19 protein-coding genes, 1 pseudogene and 1 other annotated feature are annotated in these 17,180 nt (G+C 54.9%); of the genes and pseudogenes, 10 read left to right on the top strand and 10 right to left on the bottom strand.

The features are described 5' to 3' along the window. Positions 1 to 13: 13 nt before the first annotated feature. The 3 genes from JTI98_RS12835 to dacD all read right to left on the bottom strand — a co-directional run bounded on the left by JTI98_RS12835 (position 14) and on the right by dacD (position 2,964). The gene (locus JTI98_RS12835; RefSeq protein WP_044327340.1) at positions 14 to 1,072 is read right to left on the bottom strand and encodes an FUSC family protein; all 1,059 of its coding nucleotides are present in this window, start codon (positions 1,070 to 1,072) and stop codon (positions 14 to 16) included. A 124-nt stretch (positions 1,073 to 1,196) separates the two neighbouring features. Continuing rightward, positions 1,197 to 1,670, bottom strand: a complete 474-nt coding sequence (gene sbmC / locus JTI98_RS12830; RefSeq protein WP_044327339.1) for a DNA gyrase inhibitor SbmC — start codon at positions 1,668 to 1,670, stop codon at positions 1,197 to 1,199. 121 nt (positions 1,671 to 1,791) lie between these two features. Continuing rightward, on the bottom strand, positions 1,792 to 2,964 hold the full coding sequence (gene dacD, locus JTI98_RS12825) for a serine-type D-Ala-D-Ala carboxypeptidase DacD (RefSeq protein ID WP_099433139.1): 1,173 nt from the start codon (positions 2,962 to 2,964) through the stop codon (positions 1,792 to 1,794). Between the two features lie 240 nt (positions 2,965 to 3,204). Between dacD and sbcB the strand changes: the two genes are divergently transcribed. After that, the gene (gene sbcB / locus JTI98_RS12820; RefSeq protein ID WP_216081336.1) at positions 3,205 to 4,629 is read left to right on the top strand and encodes an exodeoxyribonuclease I; all 1,425 of its coding nucleotides are present in this window, start codon (positions 3,205 to 3,207) and stop codon (positions 4,627 to 4,629) included. 35 nt (positions 4,630 to 4,664) lie between these two features. Here sbcB and tsuB read toward each other — a convergent pair whose 3' ends face one another. The 6 genes from tsuB to JTI98_RS12790 all read right to left on the bottom strand — a co-directional run bounded on the left by tsuB (position 4,665) and on the right by JTI98_RS12790 (position 9,599). Beyond that, positions 4,665 to 4,892 (bottom strand): thiosulfate utilization sulfurtransferase TsuB/YeeD, encoded by a 228-nt coding sequence (gene tsuB / locus JTI98_RS12815; RefSeq protein ID WP_054176336.1) that lies wholly within the window; start codon positions 4,890 to 4,892, stop codon positions 4,665 to 4,667. A gap of 15 nt (positions 4,893 to 4,907) precedes the next feature. Beyond that, the gene (tsuA, locus tag JTI98_RS12810) at positions 4,908 to 5,966 is read right to left on the bottom strand and encodes a thiosulfate utilization transporter TsuA/YeeE (protein ID WP_216081335.1); all 1,059 of its coding nucleotides are present in this window, start codon (positions 5,964 to 5,966) and stop codon (positions 4,908 to 4,910) included. Positions 5,967 to 6,168: 202 nt separating this feature from the next. Further along, the gene (locus tag JTI98_RS12805) at positions 6,169 to 7,530 is read right to left on the bottom strand and encodes an APC family permease (protein ID WP_044258725.1); all 1,362 of its coding nucleotides are present in this window, start codon (positions 7,528 to 7,530) and stop codon (positions 6,169 to 6,171) included. Beyond that, positions 7,520 to 7,582 carry a membrane protein YoeI gene (yoeI, locus tag JTI98_RS12800; protein ID WP_099433339.1) on the bottom strand — a complete coding sequence of 21 codons (63 nt, stop codon included), beginning with the start codon at positions 7,580 to 7,582 and terminating at the stop codon, positions 7,520 to 7,522. The genes JTI98_RS12805 and yoeI overlap by 11 nt, the downstream gene beginning before the upstream one ends. A 216-nt stretch (positions 7,583 to 7,798) precedes the next feature. Next, a complete protein-coding gene (locus tag JTI98_RS12795) occupies positions 7,799 to 8,728 on the bottom strand; it encodes a LysR substrate-binding domain-containing protein (protein ID WP_150546983.1) in 930 nt (309 codons plus the stop codon). A gap of 46 nt (positions 8,729 to 8,774) precedes the next feature. Continuing rightward, on the bottom strand, positions 8,775 to 9,599 hold the full coding sequence (locus tag JTI98_RS12790; protein WP_043000216.1) for an SDR family oxidoreductase: 825 nt from the start codon (positions 9,597 to 9,599) through the stop codon (positions 8,775 to 8,777). Positions 9,600 to 9,761: 162 nt separating this feature from the next. Between JTI98_RS12790 and hisL the strand changes: the two genes are divergently transcribed. From hisL to hisIE, 9 genes are all read left to right on the top strand, one after another. Then, positions 9,762 to 9,812: a his operon leader peptide gene (gene hisL / locus JTI98_RS12785; RefSeq protein WP_001364200.1), complete on the top strand. Its 51-nt coding sequence runs from the start codon at positions 9,762 to 9,764 to the stop codon at positions 9,810 to 9,812. Next, positions 9,788 to 9,911 (top strand) — a sequence feature (His leader region). It overlaps the preceding gene by 25 nt. Before the next feature lie 46 nt (positions 9,912 to 9,957). Further along, on the top strand, positions 9,958 to 10,857 hold the full coding sequence (hisG, locus tag JTI98_RS12780; protein ID WP_043000214.1) for an ATP phosphoribosyltransferase: 900 nt from the start codon (positions 9,958 to 9,960) through the stop codon (positions 10,855 to 10,857). Positions 10,858 to 10,862: 5 nt separating this feature from the next. After that, on the top strand, positions 10,863 to 12,167 hold the full coding sequence (gene hisD, locus JTI98_RS12775) for a histidinol dehydrogenase (protein ID WP_216081334.1): 1,305 nt from the start codon (positions 10,863 to 10,865) through the stop codon (positions 12,165 to 12,167). Continuing rightward, a complete protein-coding gene (hisC, locus tag JTI98_RS12770) occupies positions 12,164 to 13,243 on the top strand; it encodes a histidinol-phosphate transaminase (protein WP_043000213.1) in 1,080 nt (359 codons plus the stop codon). Before hisD ends, hisC begins: the two co-directional genes overlap by 4 nt. Beyond that, positions 13,240 to 14,307 (top strand): bifunctional histidinol-phosphatase/imidazoleglycerol-phosphate dehydratase HisB, encoded by a 1,068-nt coding sequence (gene hisB, locus JTI98_RS12765; RefSeq protein WP_216081333.1) that lies wholly within the window; start codon positions 13,240 to 13,242, stop codon positions 14,305 to 14,307. The genes hisC and hisB overlap by 4 nt, the downstream gene beginning before the upstream one ends. Beyond that, positions 14,307 to 14,897, top strand: a complete 591-nt coding sequence (gene hisH / locus JTI98_RS12760) for an imidazole glycerol phosphate synthase subunit HisH (RefSeq protein WP_043000211.1) — start codon at positions 14,307 to 14,309, stop codon at positions 14,895 to 14,897. Before hisB ends, hisH begins: the two co-directional genes overlap by 1 nt. Further along, positions 14,897 to 15,634 (top strand): 1-(5-phosphoribosyl)-5-[(5-phosphoribosylamino)methylideneamino]imidazole-4-carboxamide isomerase, encoded by a 738-nt coding sequence (gene hisA, locus JTI98_RS12755; RefSeq protein ID WP_104446689.1) that lies wholly within the window; start codon positions 14,897 to 14,899, stop codon positions 15,632 to 15,634. Before hisH ends, hisA begins: the two co-directional genes overlap by 1 nt. Continuing rightward, entirely contained in the window at positions 15,616 to 16,392 is a 777-nt protein-coding gene (gene hisF / locus JTI98_RS12750) for an imidazole glycerol phosphate synthase subunit HisF (protein WP_216081332.1), read from the top strand. The genes hisA and hisF overlap by 19 nt, the downstream gene beginning before the upstream one ends. Further along, positions 16,386 to 16,997, top strand: a complete 612-nt coding sequence (gene hisIE / locus JTI98_RS12745; RefSeq protein WP_044327335.1) for a bifunctional phosphoribosyl-AMP cyclohydrolase/phosphoribosyl-ATP diphosphatase HisIE — start codon at positions 16,386 to 16,388, stop codon at positions 16,995 to 16,997. Before hisF ends, hisIE begins: the two co-directional genes overlap by 7 nt. Positions 16,998 to 17,059: 62 nt before the next feature. Here the strand turns inward: hisIE and JTI98_RS12740 are convergent. Further along, positions 17,060 to 17,180 (bottom strand): annotated as a pseudogene (locus JTI98_RS12740) (LPS O-antigen chain length determinant protein WzzB); the annotation flags it as partial.

The following is a 17,180-nucleotide window of genomic DNA, read 5'->3' as shown; positions in this document are numbered from 1 at the left end:
CTTTACCTGCTTTTTATTTGCGCAGTGCGCGACAGATAAGATGCGACAGCAGCTCCAGTTGACGGGCGGTTTCCAGGCTTAACCAGACATAGCCATGAATCGGCGTTTCAGCCACATGATGTTCATCGTGCTGACGGATCAGCGTGCGCAATTCGTTAACGGTCTCGTTCAGTTTTTCGCTGTTGGCGAGAATCGGCTGCGGATTACCTTCGAACAAGGCATGGGCAATCGTCAACAGCGCCTGTTGGGTCATTTGCTGCGTTTCCCGCAGCGTATGGGCATTGAGCATGACGAAATGGCTTTCACGGGTCGCCCACAGGGCATTGATCTGCAATTCGAGCATGCAGACCAGATTACGATTGACGGTCTGAATGGCTTCAAAAATAGATTTCTGGATGCGCGTCTCTTTGCTCGCCGGCGTAATAAGTCCGCGCATTTTTACCACGTCACCTAATAGCTGTTGCAGATGTTTATCCAGACGGGGACGTTCTAACAGATTAGGCGACAGCGCGGCCTGATACACCCGGTTATAGGCCGTCACGCAGTGCGCCAGTTGGATGCGCCAGTGAATGAAGGCGCGCTGCGGCCAGATTCCGGTGAACAGCATGGCGAGGAGCGCCCCCAGAATGACATCGCCGCCGCGCCAGAGTGCGGTCTCCATATCGCCAGCGGGCGCACCCACGACGACAGCAAGCGTGATGCCAATCAAGAGCGCCTGATACGGTTTTTTTCCTAACGCGAGCCATCCACACAGGAACATAGCTGCCGCACACCAGAGCAGCATCAGTGGCAATGAGAATAGCTCAAGACGCAGCGCCACCAGACCCAGCACCGATCCGAGGATCGTACCACCAATCCGCTCCCAGGCACGGGGAACCACGTTTCCCCAGAACGAGATCGGCCCCATAATCACCACCAGCGTAATCAAGGGCCATGTCCCTTCCGGAATGTTAAATAAACGAACAAGCAAAAAAGTCAGGATGAAGGCCAGTGCAATGCGAATACCATGCACAATGCGGTAATGGCGATACAGACGGATTTCAAATGGACTCAGTGACTTGTCGGCACGCACTCATGCACTCCATCAGGAAAAGCAAAAAATGATTGTACCTGTTTTTACGCGCAGAAGTTCACTGTGGCGGACAGGACATCTCGCTAAGCGTAGTCGCTCCGCGCCGGTCCGCCTGGTTTTAGACTTACTTCGTGGCTGGTTGTACCGCGATATACATCTCGATATCCCAGTAACCGTCTTCGCAACCGTTATTCAGATAGACTTCAAAGCAGGGTTTGCATGCCATTTCATATGTCTTGTCCTGCATCAGGCTATTGAAGAACTGATACCACGGCGTGGCAAAATCATTATTATCGACGCGTGCAACTGCCGTCGCATATTGACCGCCGTCGATTTCGCTGAGCGTCACGCCTTCGCTGTTTTCCGGGATGACAAAATCAGCAGGCACGGAAACGACCGTACTACAGCGCAGTTTTTCGGCGGGCACTTCATCCGGATTGTCGAAGTAAACGGCGATCCACTCCTGCGCCACAACCTGCTTGCCATCGACCCACATCATCAACTGGTCAAAGCCTTGTTTCACCGTTTGCTCCCACGGTCCCACCAGGTGGAAACCTGCAACGGTGCGCTTATCAGCGTTTCTGATCTCGTAATTCATGTTGCCTCCATCGTTACACTGTATTTATATACAGCATAACGAAGACTAAACCGCCGTCACAAGTACTTTGTGATTATTATGTGAGCGGAACCGAACTCCTGCCAGTCTCTGTCAGTACGATTCAGACTTTGTGATGGAAATAATCACTCAGACGGGAGAAGACGCCTCCCTTACCGACGGCTTCCAGCGTGACCAGAGGCCAGTGAGCGACCAGTTTGTCGCGGTCGTAGAGTTCAATTTCCCCGACCCGTTGATGGGCGGCAAGCGGCGCTTCCAGTTCCTTCTTATCCAGGATGTACTTCGCTTTGATGTGCGGGATTTCCGCCTTTGGCAGCGCCATCCAGAAATCGTGTTCGGTACCTAACGCGATTTTCTCTTTATCACCGTACCAGATACGCTCTGTTCCGACCTGCTTACCGCTGCGCAGGATCTGCACCGTGTCGAAATTTTGTTGTCCCCAGTGCAGCAGTTTACGTGCCTGCTCCTCACGCCCTTTTGGGCTATTCGCGCCCATCACCACGGCAATCAGTCGGCGCTGACCGTCCACCGCAGAAGCAATCAAATTGAACCCCGCGCCTGAGGTGTGCCCGGTTTTCAGGCCATCAACGTTCATGGTTTTATCCCACAGCAGTCCGTTACGGTTTTGCTGGGTAATACCGTTCCAGGTGAGGCTTTTCTCACTGTACATGTGATAAAACGCCGGCTCACCGTGAATGATCGCCCGCGACAACACCGCCAGATCGTAAGCTGAACTGTGCTGACCAGGGGCATCCAGTCCGTGCACCGTCTCAAAATGGGTGTCCCGCAAATTGAGCTTCTTGACGTAATTGTTCATCATCGCGACAAACTGCGGTTGCCCACCAGCGATGTAATCTGCCAGCGCTACGCAGGCGTCATTACCGGAATCAACAATCAACCCACGGCTTAAATCGCGCACGGACACCCGGTCCCCTTCTTTGAGGAACATCAACGAGGATCCGGCGAACACCGGGTTGTCCTTCGCCCACGCGTCGCGTCCCACGGTGACGATGTCGTCCGGCGTAATGCGCTGGCTGTCAATGGCGCGATCGACCACGTAACCGGTCATCAGCTTGGTCAGGCTGGCAGGATTGCGCTGTTGATGTTCATTACCCGCCGTGAGAATTTGCCCCGTGGTGTAATCCATAAGCACCCATGAACCGGCTTCAATGCCAGGTGGCGGTGGCGCAAAGTCAGCCGTACCGGCAGCAAGTGCAGAAGAGAGATGCATCGCGAGTAAAGAAGCGGTAATAAACAGACGGGGTTTCAACAGCATGTCCTCAGACGTTTCAAAAGAGCCGTCCTTTTTACGGAAATTCTGATAAACGAACAGGGAATAATTGCAAGAAAATGTGACTTATCGCACATTGATCCCTGTTTGATTGATCCGTTGCACCTTATCTCCAGCCGCTTTCTGTCTTTCTTCTCTGTGAGTCAGGCTGATTACCACGCCGAATTTTGGTACTCTGTGCAGTCCAGGCAGCGCGCAACCAGAAGTCACGGAACCCACTTATTTATGAATGACGGCAAGCAACAACCCACCTTTCTCTTCCACGATTACGAAACCTTTGGCATACATCCGGCGCTCGACAGACCTGCGCAATTTGCCGCTCTGCGTACCGATAGCGAATTCAACATCATCGGTGAACCAGAGGTTTTTTACTGCAAACCGGCGGATGACTATTTGCCCCAGCCGGGCGCGGTGATGGTCACCGGAATCACCCCGCAGGAAGCACGAGAGAAAGGTGATAATGAAGCTGCGTTTGCCGCGCGGATCCACACCCTGTTTACGGTGCCGAAAACCTGCATTATTGGCTACAACAACGTGCGCTTCGACGACGAGGTTACGCGCAACGTGCTGTACCGTAACTTCTACGATCCCTACGCCTGGAGCTGGCAGCATGATAATTCGCGCTGGGATCTGCTGGACGTGATGCGCGCTTGCTACGCCCTGCGTCCGGAAGGCATCAACTGGCCGGAAAATGACGACGGCCTCCCCAGCTTTCGCCTGGAGCATCTGACGAAAGCAAACGGTATTGAGCACAGCAACGCGCACGATGCGATGGCGGATGTCTATGCCACCATTGCGATGGCGCAACTGGTGAAGTCACGGCAGCCGCGTCTGTTTGAGTATCTCTATACGCACCGCAATAAGCACAAGCTGGCCGCGCTGATTGATGTGCCGCAAATGAAACCGCTGGTGCATGTTTCCGGCATGTTTGGCGCATGGCGCGGCAACACCAGTTGGGTTGCACCGCTGGCCTGGCATCCGGATAACCGTAATGCGGTGATCATGGTCGACCTGGCCGGTGATATTTCGCCGTTGCTGGAACTGGATAGCGACACCCTGCGCGAACGTCTGTACACCGCCAAAGCCGATCTGGGCGATACCGCCGCCGTGCCGCTGAAGCTGGTGCACATCAACAAATGCCCGGTGCTGGCGCAGGCGAACACGCTGCGCCCGGAAGATGCCGACCGTCTTGGGATTAATCGCCAGCACTGTCTCGATAATCTGAAAGTCCTGCGTGAAAATCCGCAGGTGCGTGACAAAGTGGTCGCCATCTTTGCCGAAGCCGAGCCGTTCACGTCGTCTGACAACGTCGATGCCCAGCTTTATAATGGTTTCTTTAGCGATGCTGACCGTGCGGCAATGAAAATTGTGCTGGAAACCGACCCGCAAAACCTGCCGGCGCTGGACATCACCTTTGTCGATCCACGTATTGAGAAACTGCTGTTCAACTATCGGGCGCGTAATTTCCCCGGCACGCTGGATGAAGCGGAGCAACAGCGCTGGCTGGAGCACCGTCGTCAGGTCTTTACGCCGGAATATTTGCAGCGCTACGCCGACGAGTTGCAGATGTTGTATCAGGAATATGCGGATGATAAAGAGAAGCAGGTACTGCTGAAGGCGCTGTGGCAGTACGCTGAAGAGATCGTCTGAGAATCGCCCTCCGCGCCACGGCGGAGGGCCTGTTATCACGCTTTCTGGACGGTGATACTCCAGGCGGCATCGCCAACCTGCTGATAATCTGTAATCGCATGCCCTTCTTCAGCAGCCCACTGTGGGATCGCTTCTGTCGCCTGTGTGCAGTCAAACTCAATTACCAGTTCGTCACCGCTCACCATTTCAGCCAGCGCGGCTTTTGCTTCAATCAGTGGGAACGGGCAAACCTGTGTGACCACGTCCAGTTTTTTAATCGCCATCATTAATCCTTACGCTTAATTTGCCGCAGCGGTTGCCAGACGGGCTTTACGCTGCGGTCGAACAAACACAATCCATGACGCGGTCCAGACGCCAAGGATCATAAATACCAGGCCAATCCAGCCCTGCCAGGTCATCATCGCCGTCATCACCAGACCGTTACCGATAGAGCAACCACCGGCAATACTGGCGCCAAATCCCATCAGGATCCCGCCGAAGCCGCTGCACAGCGTGGTTGCCGCATCGGCAGCCCGCACGCGGAATTCACGACTGGCTTTCGCCGCGATGAACGAACCAAGGAAAATCCCCAGCACCAGGAAAACGCCCCAGTTAAGGAATTTGCTGTCTCCCGCCACCAGGAACTGCAGAATGTTAGCCGTCGGCGAGGTGATCCCGAGCCCAAACATACGCCCGGTAGCTTCGCTCAGCGGCCAGGCCAGCAGCGCGATAAGACCAATCAGTACCGCCGTCACGAACGGATGCCAGCGTTTTTCAAACAAAATATGTGCAAGCCCGGTACGACGCGGCGGCAAAGAGGCGACTTTCAGCTTTGGCTTTTTCAGTTCTTTACTGACTACCCAGAGCGTCACCACCAGCAGAACGGCGATCAGCGGCCAGACGGAAAGGTTCAGCGTGTCAGCAATGGAGTTGTGCTCCGTGCTGTACGTTTTTAGCGTCTGGTTTAAACCGCTGGCATGGGGCGAACGCATTATCGCACTCATCACCATGTAGGTCGCCAGTGCTATCCAGCTGCCGATCAGCCCCTCACCCGCACGATACCAGGTTCCGGTGGCACATCCGCCCGCATAGACAATTCCAATCCCGAAGATATAACCGCCAACAACAGTACCGAGCCACGGGAACGCGCCCGCATCGTAACGAATCACCCCCGCCTGAATCAGCGCAAAGGCACCGACGCTCTGCACGGAAATCGCAATCAGCAGCGCATAAAACATACGGTTGTTTTTAGCGATATACATGTCGCGGAAACCGCCGGTCAGGCAGAATCGACCACGTTGCATCACAAAGCCCAACAGCGCGCCACAGATAACCCCGCTTAAGATCATTGAAAACATAAATTCATTAGCCTGAAGAATATCAATCAGGAAATTATTCCTGAGCATGCGGCCGGGAACCAATAACGAAATTCTCTAATTTAGAACGAATGGTTATGAATAATGACGGGAAATAAACCAGCGACATAAAAAAAGCCGGAGTGGTTAACTCCGGCTTCCTGCCCGGTGTCGCTTCGCTTACCGGGTCTACAAACCTTATGAGTTACTGGGCGATATCTTCGTACTGCGGAACCGGGTTGCGGAAACTTTTGGTCACGCAGGCCAGATACACCAGACCAATACCGGCCCAGATCAGCCCCAGAACCATAGAGCTCTCTTCCAGGTTGATCCACAGCGCCCCAACAGTCAGCGCGCCACATACCGGCAGCACCAGATAGTTGAAGTGGTCTTTCAGCGTCTTGTTGCGTTTTTCGCGGATCCAGAACTGTGAAATCACAGACAGGTTCACGAAGGTAAACGCCACCAGCGCACCGAAGTTGATCAGCGCCGTCGCCGTCACCAGGTCAAATTTAATCGCCATCAGCGCAATTGCCCCCACCAGCAGCACGTTCCATGCCGGGGTACGCCACTTCGGATGAATGTAACCAAAGAAGCGCGTCGGGAATACGCCGTCACGGCCCATCACGTACATCAGACGAGAGACGCCTGCGTGTGCCGCCATACCGGACGCCAGAACGGTCACGCTGGAGAAAATCAGCACGCCCCACTGGAAGGTTTTACCCGCCACATACAGCATGATTTCAGGCTGAGAGGCATCCGGATCCTTAAAGCGAGAGATATCCGGGAAGTACAGCTGCAGGAAGTAAGAGGCACCGATGAATACCAGGCCGCCAATCAGCGCCGTCAGGAAGATAGCCTTCGGGATCACGCGCTCTGCATCTTTGGTCTCTTCAGACAGCGAAGAGATACCGTCAAAGCCCAGGAACGAGAAGCACAGAATCGTTGCTCCGGTAATCATTGGCACGACGTGTGCGCCTTCCGACCAGAACGGACGCGTGCTGGTCAGCGTACCCGCACCTTCACCGTTCGAAACGCCGTAGATGATCAGACCAACAATCACCGCCACAATGCCCATCTGCAGGATCACAATCAGGGTATTGAAGTTTGCCACGGTCTTGATGCTGCGCAGATTGGAGATGGTCATAAAGGCCACCAGCGCAACAACAAAGATCCACGACGGTACGGACGGCACCAGCGCTTCAAAGTAAATTTTTGCCAACAGGATGTTGATCATCGGCATGAACAGGTAGTCCAGCAGAGATGACCAACCAACCATAAAGCCGACGGTCGGACTAATGGATTTCTGGGCATAGGTATACGCCGAGCCAGCGGACGGGAAACGGCGAACCAGTTTACCGTAGCTCAACGCAGTAAAGAGAATAGCGACCAGCGCAAAGGCATACGCCGTTGCAACGTGACCGTCAGTGAGGCCTGAAACGATACCAAACGTATCGAACAGCGTCATTGGCTGCATATAGGCAAGGCCCATCATGACAACCGGAATCAGCGTAAGCGTTTTACGCAATTCCACGCGAGAGGTTTTTGGAGTAGCGTTATGCGACATGGTCATTCCCCTTTACGGCGAATGCCGTCGCGTAAGCAAAAAATTGCCCCATCTTCTGGATTCCTCAGCGACAACAACTGTCGGTTTTTAGTAAATATCTATCCGGTACGAAGCCCGGCCTCTTTGTATGAATGATTGGTTTGATGCAAAAAAATAACCGACGCGTATTAAAACGTCGGTTAATGTCATTTTTTGCAAGCGGCGCATTGTGCACTAAAATGAGGCGAAAAGACAAGAGAATGAGTAGCTTGTCGCGAACTATTTTTTCTTAAATGTTTGATTTTTCGCTATCGTCTTTTTTATAGATCCCCGCAATAGCACTATTTGCTAAAATCGCATCCCGCCACCAGGCGCTGGCGAGTCCCGCCGTCTGCTCATTCCACCCCATCCATACTGGTTCAAAGAGAATTTGCGCCGCCACTTTTTTCTCGATCAGCGCCCCACTTTCCAGGAAGCGCTGCGCCAGATAACGCGGAAGATAACCGCATCCCAGACCGCTGATTTGCAGTTCCAGTTTGGTTTTAAAATCGAAGACGGTGATTGCCTCTTGATCGTCAAGCAGTTGCGTCGCCGCTGCAGCAGCGAGAGGCGAACTGTCGCCGACCACAATCGCGCGATAGCGTTTGATGGTACTGCGGCTCAGCGGCTCGGCTTCTTCAGCCAGCGGATGGTGTGGCGCAACGGCAAAAATCTGCTCCAGCTCACCCAGGCGCGCAACGCTAAAGTCGCTGGATGAAGGAGGTTCATGCATCGCGCCAACAATAATATCCGCCCTGCCCTGGATCAGCGCATCCCACGATCCCCCCAACACACCGTTAATGAATTTCAGGCGCGTGACGCTGTGGTGCTGATAAAAGGATTCAATCAGGGGGGCGAGCAGGGAAAAAGGAAAGGTATCGTCCACGCCGATCACCAGTTCATTTTCCCAGCCTTCATGGAGTTTTATCGCCTGCTTTTCCAGTTCCCGCACGGTATGCAGAACTTCTCGCCCTTTCTCTAACAGCATTTGCCCCGTGCGCGTGAACCGGGCGCGATGGCCACTGCGATCGAGAATCTGAATGTTGAGGTCGCTTTCCAGACGATGGACGGTATAGCTGAGAGCTGACGGCGTCTTATACAGTTTGGCGGACGCCGCCGCGAAGCTGCCCTCTTTCTCAAGGGCATCAAGGATGATGAGCACGTCCAGCAGTGGTTTCATACACGCCCCCTTGCGTTGTATGGCGACTAACTGCTGGCGGTATGCATTACTCCAACGGCATCACCAGCGGATCGGGATACTGGTATTCAAACCCAAGCTCATTACAAATCCGGCTGCCATCGATAATTTTACCTTTACCGTTATCTGCAGAATCGCGGAACTGCGGCGGCTCCATTCCCAACAGACGCGCCATCTGCGGATAAAACACATTGCGTGCAGGATGCGAAGGCGCACATATATTATAGATGTGTCCCCCTTTCGGTGCCTGTAACAGCAGCGTAATGGCGGCAATCACATCTTCCAGATGCACCAGATTGACGCCATGTTCGCCGTCAGGCGCGGTTTTGCCCGCGAAGAAGCGGCCTGGATGACGCCCCGGCCCTACCAACCCGGCCAGTCGCAAGATATCAACCGAGGTACCCGGTAAATTATGCAGCCAGTCTTCCAGCTCTTTTAACACACGGCCGCTGGCGGTGACCGGATTGCGCGGGGTTCCCTCTTTTACCGTCCCCTGGACATCACCATAGACGGAGGTCGAACTGGTAAAGATAATGCGCGGAATACGATACGCCAGCGCGCTGTCCACCAGCTCCTGCATCGCCTGCAAATAGAAGTCTTCTCCCGGACCGCTGCGTCGAGCCGGTAAGGTAATCACCAGCGCATCGACATCCATCAGCGCATCCAGATCGTCTGTTTCACACACCAATTCAGGCTCGAGCCGTAGCGGATATCCTTCGATCCCGCTCATTCTGGCCGCTTCCACGCCATCCTGGGTGGTTTTGCTCCCCGTCACCTGCCAGCCTCTGGCAGCGAGCGACATCGCCAGCGGCATGCCTAACCATCCTAAACCGACAACTGCGACCTTTTTCATCCGTTTTCTCCTGACTCCAGCACTATGTCTATAAGGCTACGCCAGCGCTTTAAGACTGACAATTCATACTATAAATAGGAATTAAAAAAAGCGCTTGCTTTAAGACGTTAAAGTGGTTTAGGTTAAAAGGCATCACATGAATAAGCATTCATCGAGAATTTTATGACACGCGTTCAATTTAAACATCACCATCATCACCATCATCCTGACTAGTCTTTCAGGCGATGTGTGCTGGGAGACATTCAGATCTTCCAGTGGTGCATGAACGCATGAGAAAGCCCCCGGAAGATCATCTTCCGGGGGCTTTTTTTTGGCGCGAAATTCAGACAGGTTCAGACAGGATAAAGAGGAAAAGAGAATGTTAGACAACAGCCGTTTACGCATAGCTATTCAGAAATCAGGTCGTTTGAGCGATGACTCACGCGAATTACTCGCCCGCTGTGGGATTAAAATTAATTTACACACTCAGCGCCTGATTGCGATGGCAGAGAATATGCCAATTGATATTCTGCGTGTGCGTGACGACGATATCCCCGGTCTGGTGATGGACGGCGTGGTTGACCTGGGCATCATCGGTGAGAACGTTCTGGAAGAAGAACTGCTGAACCGCCGCGCCCAGGGTGAAGATCCTCGCTACTTTACGTTGCGTCGCCTCGACTTTGGCGGTTGCCGCCTTTCCCTGGCAACACCGGTGGATGAAGCCTGGGATGGCCCCGCCGCGCTGGATGGCAAGCGCATCGCCACCTCTTATCCGCACCTGCTCAAACGTTATCTCGACCAGAAAGGCGTCTCTTTTAAATCCTGCTTGCTGAACGGTTCTGTGGAAGTGGCTCCGCGCGCGGGCCTCGCCGATGCCATCTGCGATCTGGTCTCGACCGGCGCGACCCTGGAAGCCAACGGGCTGCGCGAAGTCGAAGTGATTTACCGTTCTAAAGCCTGTCTGATCCAGCGTGACGGTGAGATGACCGACGCCAAGCAGCAACTGGTCGATAAGCTGCTGACCCGTATTCAGGGCGTTATCCAGGCTCGCGAATCGAAATACATCATGATGCACGCGCCAAGCGAGCGTCTGGAAGAGGTCATCGCGCTGCTGCCTGGCGCCGAACGCCCGACTATTCTGCCGCTGGCTGGCGATCAGCAACGCGTGGCGATGCACATGGTCAGCAGCGAAACTCTGTTCTGGGAGACGATGGAAAAACTGAAAGCGCTCGGCGCCAGCTCGATTCTGGTGCTGCCGATTGAGAAGATGATGGAGTGATGGCCATGAGCTTTAGCACAATCATTAACTGGAACGCCTGTTCCCCTGAGCAGCAGCGTGAATTACTGACGCGCCCGGCGATTTCCGCGTCTGACAGCATCATCCGCACCGTGAGCGAGATTCTGAATAACGTCAAAACACGTGGCGATGACGCCTTGCGCGAGTACAGCGCGAAGTTTGATAAAACCGAGGTTGCGGCGCTGAAGGTGACCACAGCAGAGATAGCCGCCGCCAGTGCACGACTAAGCGACGATCTCAAACAGGCGATGGCTGTCGCGGTGCAAAACATTGAAACCTTCCACAACGCGCAACAATTACCGATCGTTGATGTGGAAACCCAGCCAGGCGTCCGCTGCCAGCAGGTGACGCGTCCGGTGGCATCCGTCGGTTTGTATATTCCCGGCGGATCCGCCCCGCTCTTTTCTACCGTGCTGATGCTCGCCACCCCGGCACGTATTGCGGGCTGTAAGAAGGTGGTGCTGTGTTCCCCGCCGCCGATTGCCGATGAAATTCTCTACGCGGCGCAGCTGTGCGGTGTGCAGGAAGTCTTTAATGTTGGCGGTGCACAGGCCATTGCCGCGCTGGCGTTTGGCAGCGAATCCGTGCCGAAAGTAGACAAAATTTTTGGCCCTGGAAACGCATTTGTGACCGAAGCGAAGCGTCAGGTGAGCCAGCGTCTTGACGGCGCGGCGATTGATATGCCAGCCGGACCGTCCGAAGTACTGGTGATTGCCGACAGCGGCGCCACGCCGGATTTCGTCGCCTCCGATCTGCTTTCGCAAGCGGAACACGGTCCGGATTCCCAGGTCATTCTGCTGACCCCAGATGCCGACATCGCCCGTCGCGTTGCCGAAGCCGTTGAACGTCAACTGGCTGAACTCCCGCGCGCAGAAACGGCGCGTCAGGCGCTCAGCGCCAGTCGATTAATCGTGACGAAAGATTTGGCGCAGTGTATTGCCATCTCTAACCTCTATGGACCTGAGCACCTGATTATTCAAACCCGTCATGCCCGCGAGCTGGTTGATGACATCACCAGTGCCGGTTCGGTGTTCCTCGGTGACTGGTCGCCGGAATCAGCGGGCGATTACGCCTCCGGGACTAACCACGTGCTGCCGACCTACGGCTATACCGCCACCTGTTCCAGCCTCGGGCTGGCGGATTTTCAGAAGCGCATGACGGTTCAGGAACTGTCGAAAGCGGGATTCTCCGCGCTGGCTTCAACCATCGAGACACTGGCGGCGGCGGAACGCCTGACCGCTCACAAAAATGCCGTCACCCTGCGCGTTAACGCCCTGAAGGAGCAAGCATGAGCACTGAAAACACGTTCAGCGTCACCGACTTAGCCCGTGAAAACGTCCGCAATCTGACGCCGTATCAATCTGCTCGTCGTCTGGGCGGCAACGGCGACGTCTGGCTCAATGCCAACGAATTCCCGACGGCGGTTGAATATCAACTCACCCGACAAACGTTGAACCGTTACCCGGAATGCCAGCCGAAAGCGGTGATTGAAAATTATGCGCAGTACGCCGGAGTTAAACCGGAGCAGGTACTGGTCAGTCGTGGCGCAGATGAAGGCATTGAGCTGCTTATTCGCGCCTTCTGCGAACCGGGGAAAGACGCGATTCTCTTCTGCCCGCCCACCTATGGGATGTATAGCGTCAGCGCCGAAACCATTGGCGTCGAATGCCGTACCGTACCGGCGCTCGCCGACTGGCAACTGGATATGCAGGCCATTTCTGACAATCTGAATGGCGTGAAGGTGGTTTACGTGTGCAGTCCCAATAACCCCACCGGACAACTGATTAACCCGCAGGATCTGCGCACGCTGCTGGAACTGACACGTGGCAAAGCCATTGTGGTCGCCGACGAGGCCTATATCGAGTTTTGCCCGCAGGCAACGCTGGCGGGTTGGCTTTCTGAGTATCCTAACCTCGTCATTCTGCGCACGCTGTCCAAGGCGTTTGCCCTCGCTGGTCTGCGCTGCGGCTTTACGCTGGCGAATGAGGAGGTGATTAACCTGTTGTTGAAAGTGATCGCGCCCTACCCGCTTTCTACCCCTGTTGCCGACATTGCCGAACAAGCGCTGAGCCCGCAAGGCGTCAATGCTATGCGCGAACGCGTGGCGCAGATCCTGCTTGAGCGTCAGTACCTGGTGAAGGCGCTTAAAGAGATTGCCTGCGTTGAACAGGTTTTTGACTCCGAAACCAACTACATTCTGGCGCGCTTTACCGCCTCCAGTAGCGTATTTAAATCTTTGTGGGATCAGGGCATTATCTTACGAGACCAGAACAAGCAACCTTCTTTAAGCGGCTGTCTGCGTATTACTGTTGGTACCCGTGAAGAAAGCCAGCGCGTCATTGACGCTTTACGTGCGGAGCAAGTATGAGCCAGAAGTATCTCTTTATCGATCGTGATGGAACCCTGATTTCCGAACCGCCGAGCGATTTCCAGGTGGATCGCTTTGACAAACTCGCCTTCGAGCCCGACGTAGTGCCGGTGCTGCTGAAGCTGCAAAACGCGGGCTTTAAGCTGGTGATGATCACTAATCAGGACGGTCTGGGAACGCAAAGCTTCCCGCAAGCCGATTTCGACGGCCCGCATAATCTGATGATGCAAATCCTGACCTCTCAGGGCGTGCAGTTTGATGAAGTGCTGATCTGCCCGCATTTGCCTGCAGATGAGTGCGACTGCCGTAAGCCGAAAGTGAAGCTGGTTGAACGCTATCTCGCTGAGCAGGCGATGGACAGCGCCAACAGCTACGTGATTGGCGATCGCGTTACCGATATCCAGTTGGCTGAAAACATGGGGATTACCGGGCTCCGTTACCATCGCGAGACGCTGAACTGGACGGCAATCGGCGAGCAACTGACGAAACGCGATCGCTATGCCCACGTTGAGCGCGTCACCAAAGAGACGCAGATTGACGTCAAAGTGTGGCTGGACTGCGAAGGCGGCAGCAAAATTAACACCGGCGTCGGCTTCTTCGACCATATGCTCGATCAAATTGCGACACACGGCGGGTTCCGCATGGAGATTACCGTCAAAGGCGATCTTTACATCGACGATCACCACACCGTGGAAGACACCGGTCTGGCGCTGGGCGAAGCGTTAAAACTGGCGCTCGGCGATAAGCGCGGTATCAACCGTTTTGGCTTTGTGCTGCCGATGGACGAATGCCTGGCGCGCTGTGCGCTGGATATCTCCGGGCGTCCGCACCTCGAATACCGTGCCGAGTTCACCTATCAGCGCGTCGGCGATCTGAGTACCGAGATGATCGAACACTTCTTCCGATCACTCTCCTACACCATGGGCGTGACGCTGCATCTGAAAACCAAAGGTAAAAACGACCATCATCGCGTGGAGAGTCTGTTCAAAGCTTTCGGCCGTACCCTGCGCCAGGCCATTCGCGTTGAGGGTGATACCCTTCCCTCCTCCAAAGGAGTGCTGTGATGAACGTGGTGATCCTCGACACCGGCTGCGCCAACCTGAACTCGGTGAAATCCGCAGTCGCGCGTCACGGTTATGATCCGGTGGTCAGCCGCGACCCGGACGTGGTGTTAATGGCCGATAAACTTTTTCTCCCCGGCGTCGGTACGGCGCAGGCAGCAATGGACCAGTTACGCGAGCGCGAACTGATCGAGCTGATAAAAGCTTGCACGCAGCCAGTGCTGGGCATTTGCCTCGGAATGCAAATTCTGGGGCGGCGAAGTGAGGAGACGAACGGCGTCGACCTGCTGGGCATCGTCGATCAGGACGTACCGAAGATGACCGATTTCGGTTTACCGCTGCCGCATATGGGCTGGAACCGCGTCTACCCGCAGGCAGGCAACCGGTTATTCCAGGGCATTGAAGACGGCGCGTATTTCTATTTTGTGCACAGCTATGCCATGCCGGTCAATCCGTGGACCATCGCCCAATGCCACTACGGCGAACCGTTCACCGCCGCCGTACAAAAAGATAACTTCTTTGGCGTGCAGTTCCACCCGGAGCGTTCGGGTGCCGCTGGCGCACAGTTGCTGAAAAACTTTCTGGAGATGTGATGATTATTCCGGCTTTAGATTTGATCGACGGCACCGTCGTGCGTCTCCATCAGGGTGATTATGCACAGCAGCGCGATTATGGCACCGACCCACTACCGCGTTTACAGGATTACGCAGCGCAGGGTGCCGAGGTGTTACACCTGGTTGACTTAACCGGCGCGAAAGATCCGGCGAAACGACAGATCCCGCTGATAAAAACCCTGGTAGCTGGCGTGAACGTACCGGTCCAGGTCGGCGGCGGCGTACGTACTGAAGACGACGTTGCGGCCCTGCTGGCAGCGGGTGTCGCTCGTGTGGTGGTTGGCTCCACGGCGGTAAAGTCGCCAGACATGGTGAAAGGCTGGTTCGCGCGTTTTGGCGCTGATGCCCTGGTGTTGGCGCTCGACGTACGCATAGATGTGCAAGGAAACAAACAGGTGGCGGTGAGCGGCTGGCAGGAAAACTCCGGCGTTTCGCTCGAAGAACTGGTCGAAACCTATCTGCCAGAGGGCCTGAAACATGTGCTCTGTACGGATATTTCTCGCGATGGCACGCTGGCGGGCTCGAATGTCTCCTTGTATGAAGAAGTCTGTGCAAAATACCCGCAAATTGCCTTTCAATCCTCCGGTGGCATTGGCGACATCAATGACGTTGCGGCCCTGCGCGGAACCGGCGTGCGCGGCGTGATCGTCGGGCGTGCGCTGCTGGAAGGCAAATTCACCGTTAAGGAGGCGATCCAATGCTGGCAAAACGTATAATCCCTTGCCTCGACGTTCGCGATGGTCAGGTCGTGAAAGGCGTGCAGTTCCGTAATCACGAAATCATCGGCGACATCGTCCCGCTGGCGAAACGCTACGCCGATGAAGGTGCCGATGAACTGGTGTTTTACGATATTACCGCGTCCAGCGATGGTCGTGTGGTCGATAAAAGCTGGGTTTCGCGCGTCGCGGAAGTGATCGACATTCCTTTCTGCGTAGCGGGCGGGATCAAGTCGGTTGACGACGCGGGCAAAATTCTCTCGTTTGGTGCAGACAAAATCTCCATCAATTCGCCAGCGCTGGCTGACCCGACGCTGATTACCCGTCTGGCAGACCGCTTTGGCGTACAGTGTATTGTGGTGGGTATTGATACCTGGTACGACGCTGAAACCGGTAAATACCATGTCAATCAGTATACCGGCGACGAAAGCCGCACCCGCGTTACCACCTGGGAAACTCTCGACTGGGTACAGGAAGTGCAAAAGCGCGGTGCCGGAGAAATCGTCCTCAACATGATGAACCAGGACGGCGTGCGTAACGGTTACGACCTCGAACAGTTGAAAAAGGTACGTGACGTTTGCCGCGTACCGCTGATTGCGTCCGGCGGTGCGGGAACCATGGAACACTTCCTCGAGGCTTTCCGCGATGCCGATGTCGATGGCGCGCTTGCCGCCTCCGTCTTCCACAAACAGATAATCAATATTGGTGAATTAAAAGCGTACCTGGCAACGCAGGGCGTGGAGATCAGGATATGTTAACAGAGCAACAACGCAGCCAACTGGACTGGGAAAAAACCGACGGACTGATGCCCGCCGTCGTACAACACGCGGTGTCCGGTGAAGTGTTGATGCTGGGCTATATGAACCCAGACGCGCTGGATAAAACCCTTGCAACCGGCAAAGTCACCTTTTTCTCACGCACCAAACAGCGTCTGTGGACCAAAGGCGAGACGTCGGGCAACTTTCTGAACGTGGTCAGCATTGCGCCAGACTGTGATAACGATACCCTGCTGGTGCTGGTGAATCCTGTCGGACCCACCTGTCACAAAGGCACCAGTAGCTGCTTCGGCGAGACCAGTCATCAGTGGCTGTTCTTGTATCAACTTGAACAGCTACTCGCTGAACGCAAAACAGCCGACCCGGCAAGTTCCTATACCGCGAAACTGTATGCCAGCGGCACCAAGCGCATCGCACAAAAAGTGGGTGAAGAAGGTGTCGAAACCGCGCTGGCAGCCACGGTACATGACAAATTCGAACTGACCAACGAAGCATCGGATTTGATGTATCACCTGTTGGTCCTGCTGCAGGATCAGGATCTCAACCTGACGACAGTCATTGAGAACCTGCGCAAGCGCCATCAGTGATCGTAAGGCGTAAAAAAACCGGGTCAGTTCAACTGGCCCGGTTTTTTATTGAGGGGGTAATGTTACTGCGCTTTTGGCTTGTAGTTACGCAGCGCGTTACGCCCCAGTACCACGCCGGCACCAATCATTCCACCGAGTAGTGTCGCCAGTATCAGGGTGATCGCTTTTTTCGGGCTATCGCGA

Source organism: Citrobacter sp. MGH 55, from assembly GCF_016906145.1.
Classification (GTDB): Bacteria; Pseudomonadota; Gammaproteobacteria; order Enterobacterales; family Enterobacteriaceae; genus Citrobacter_A; species Citrobacter_A amalonaticus.
Note: the sequence above shows the minus strand (reverse complement) of the source record. Positions and strands in the feature narration are given on the sequence as shown.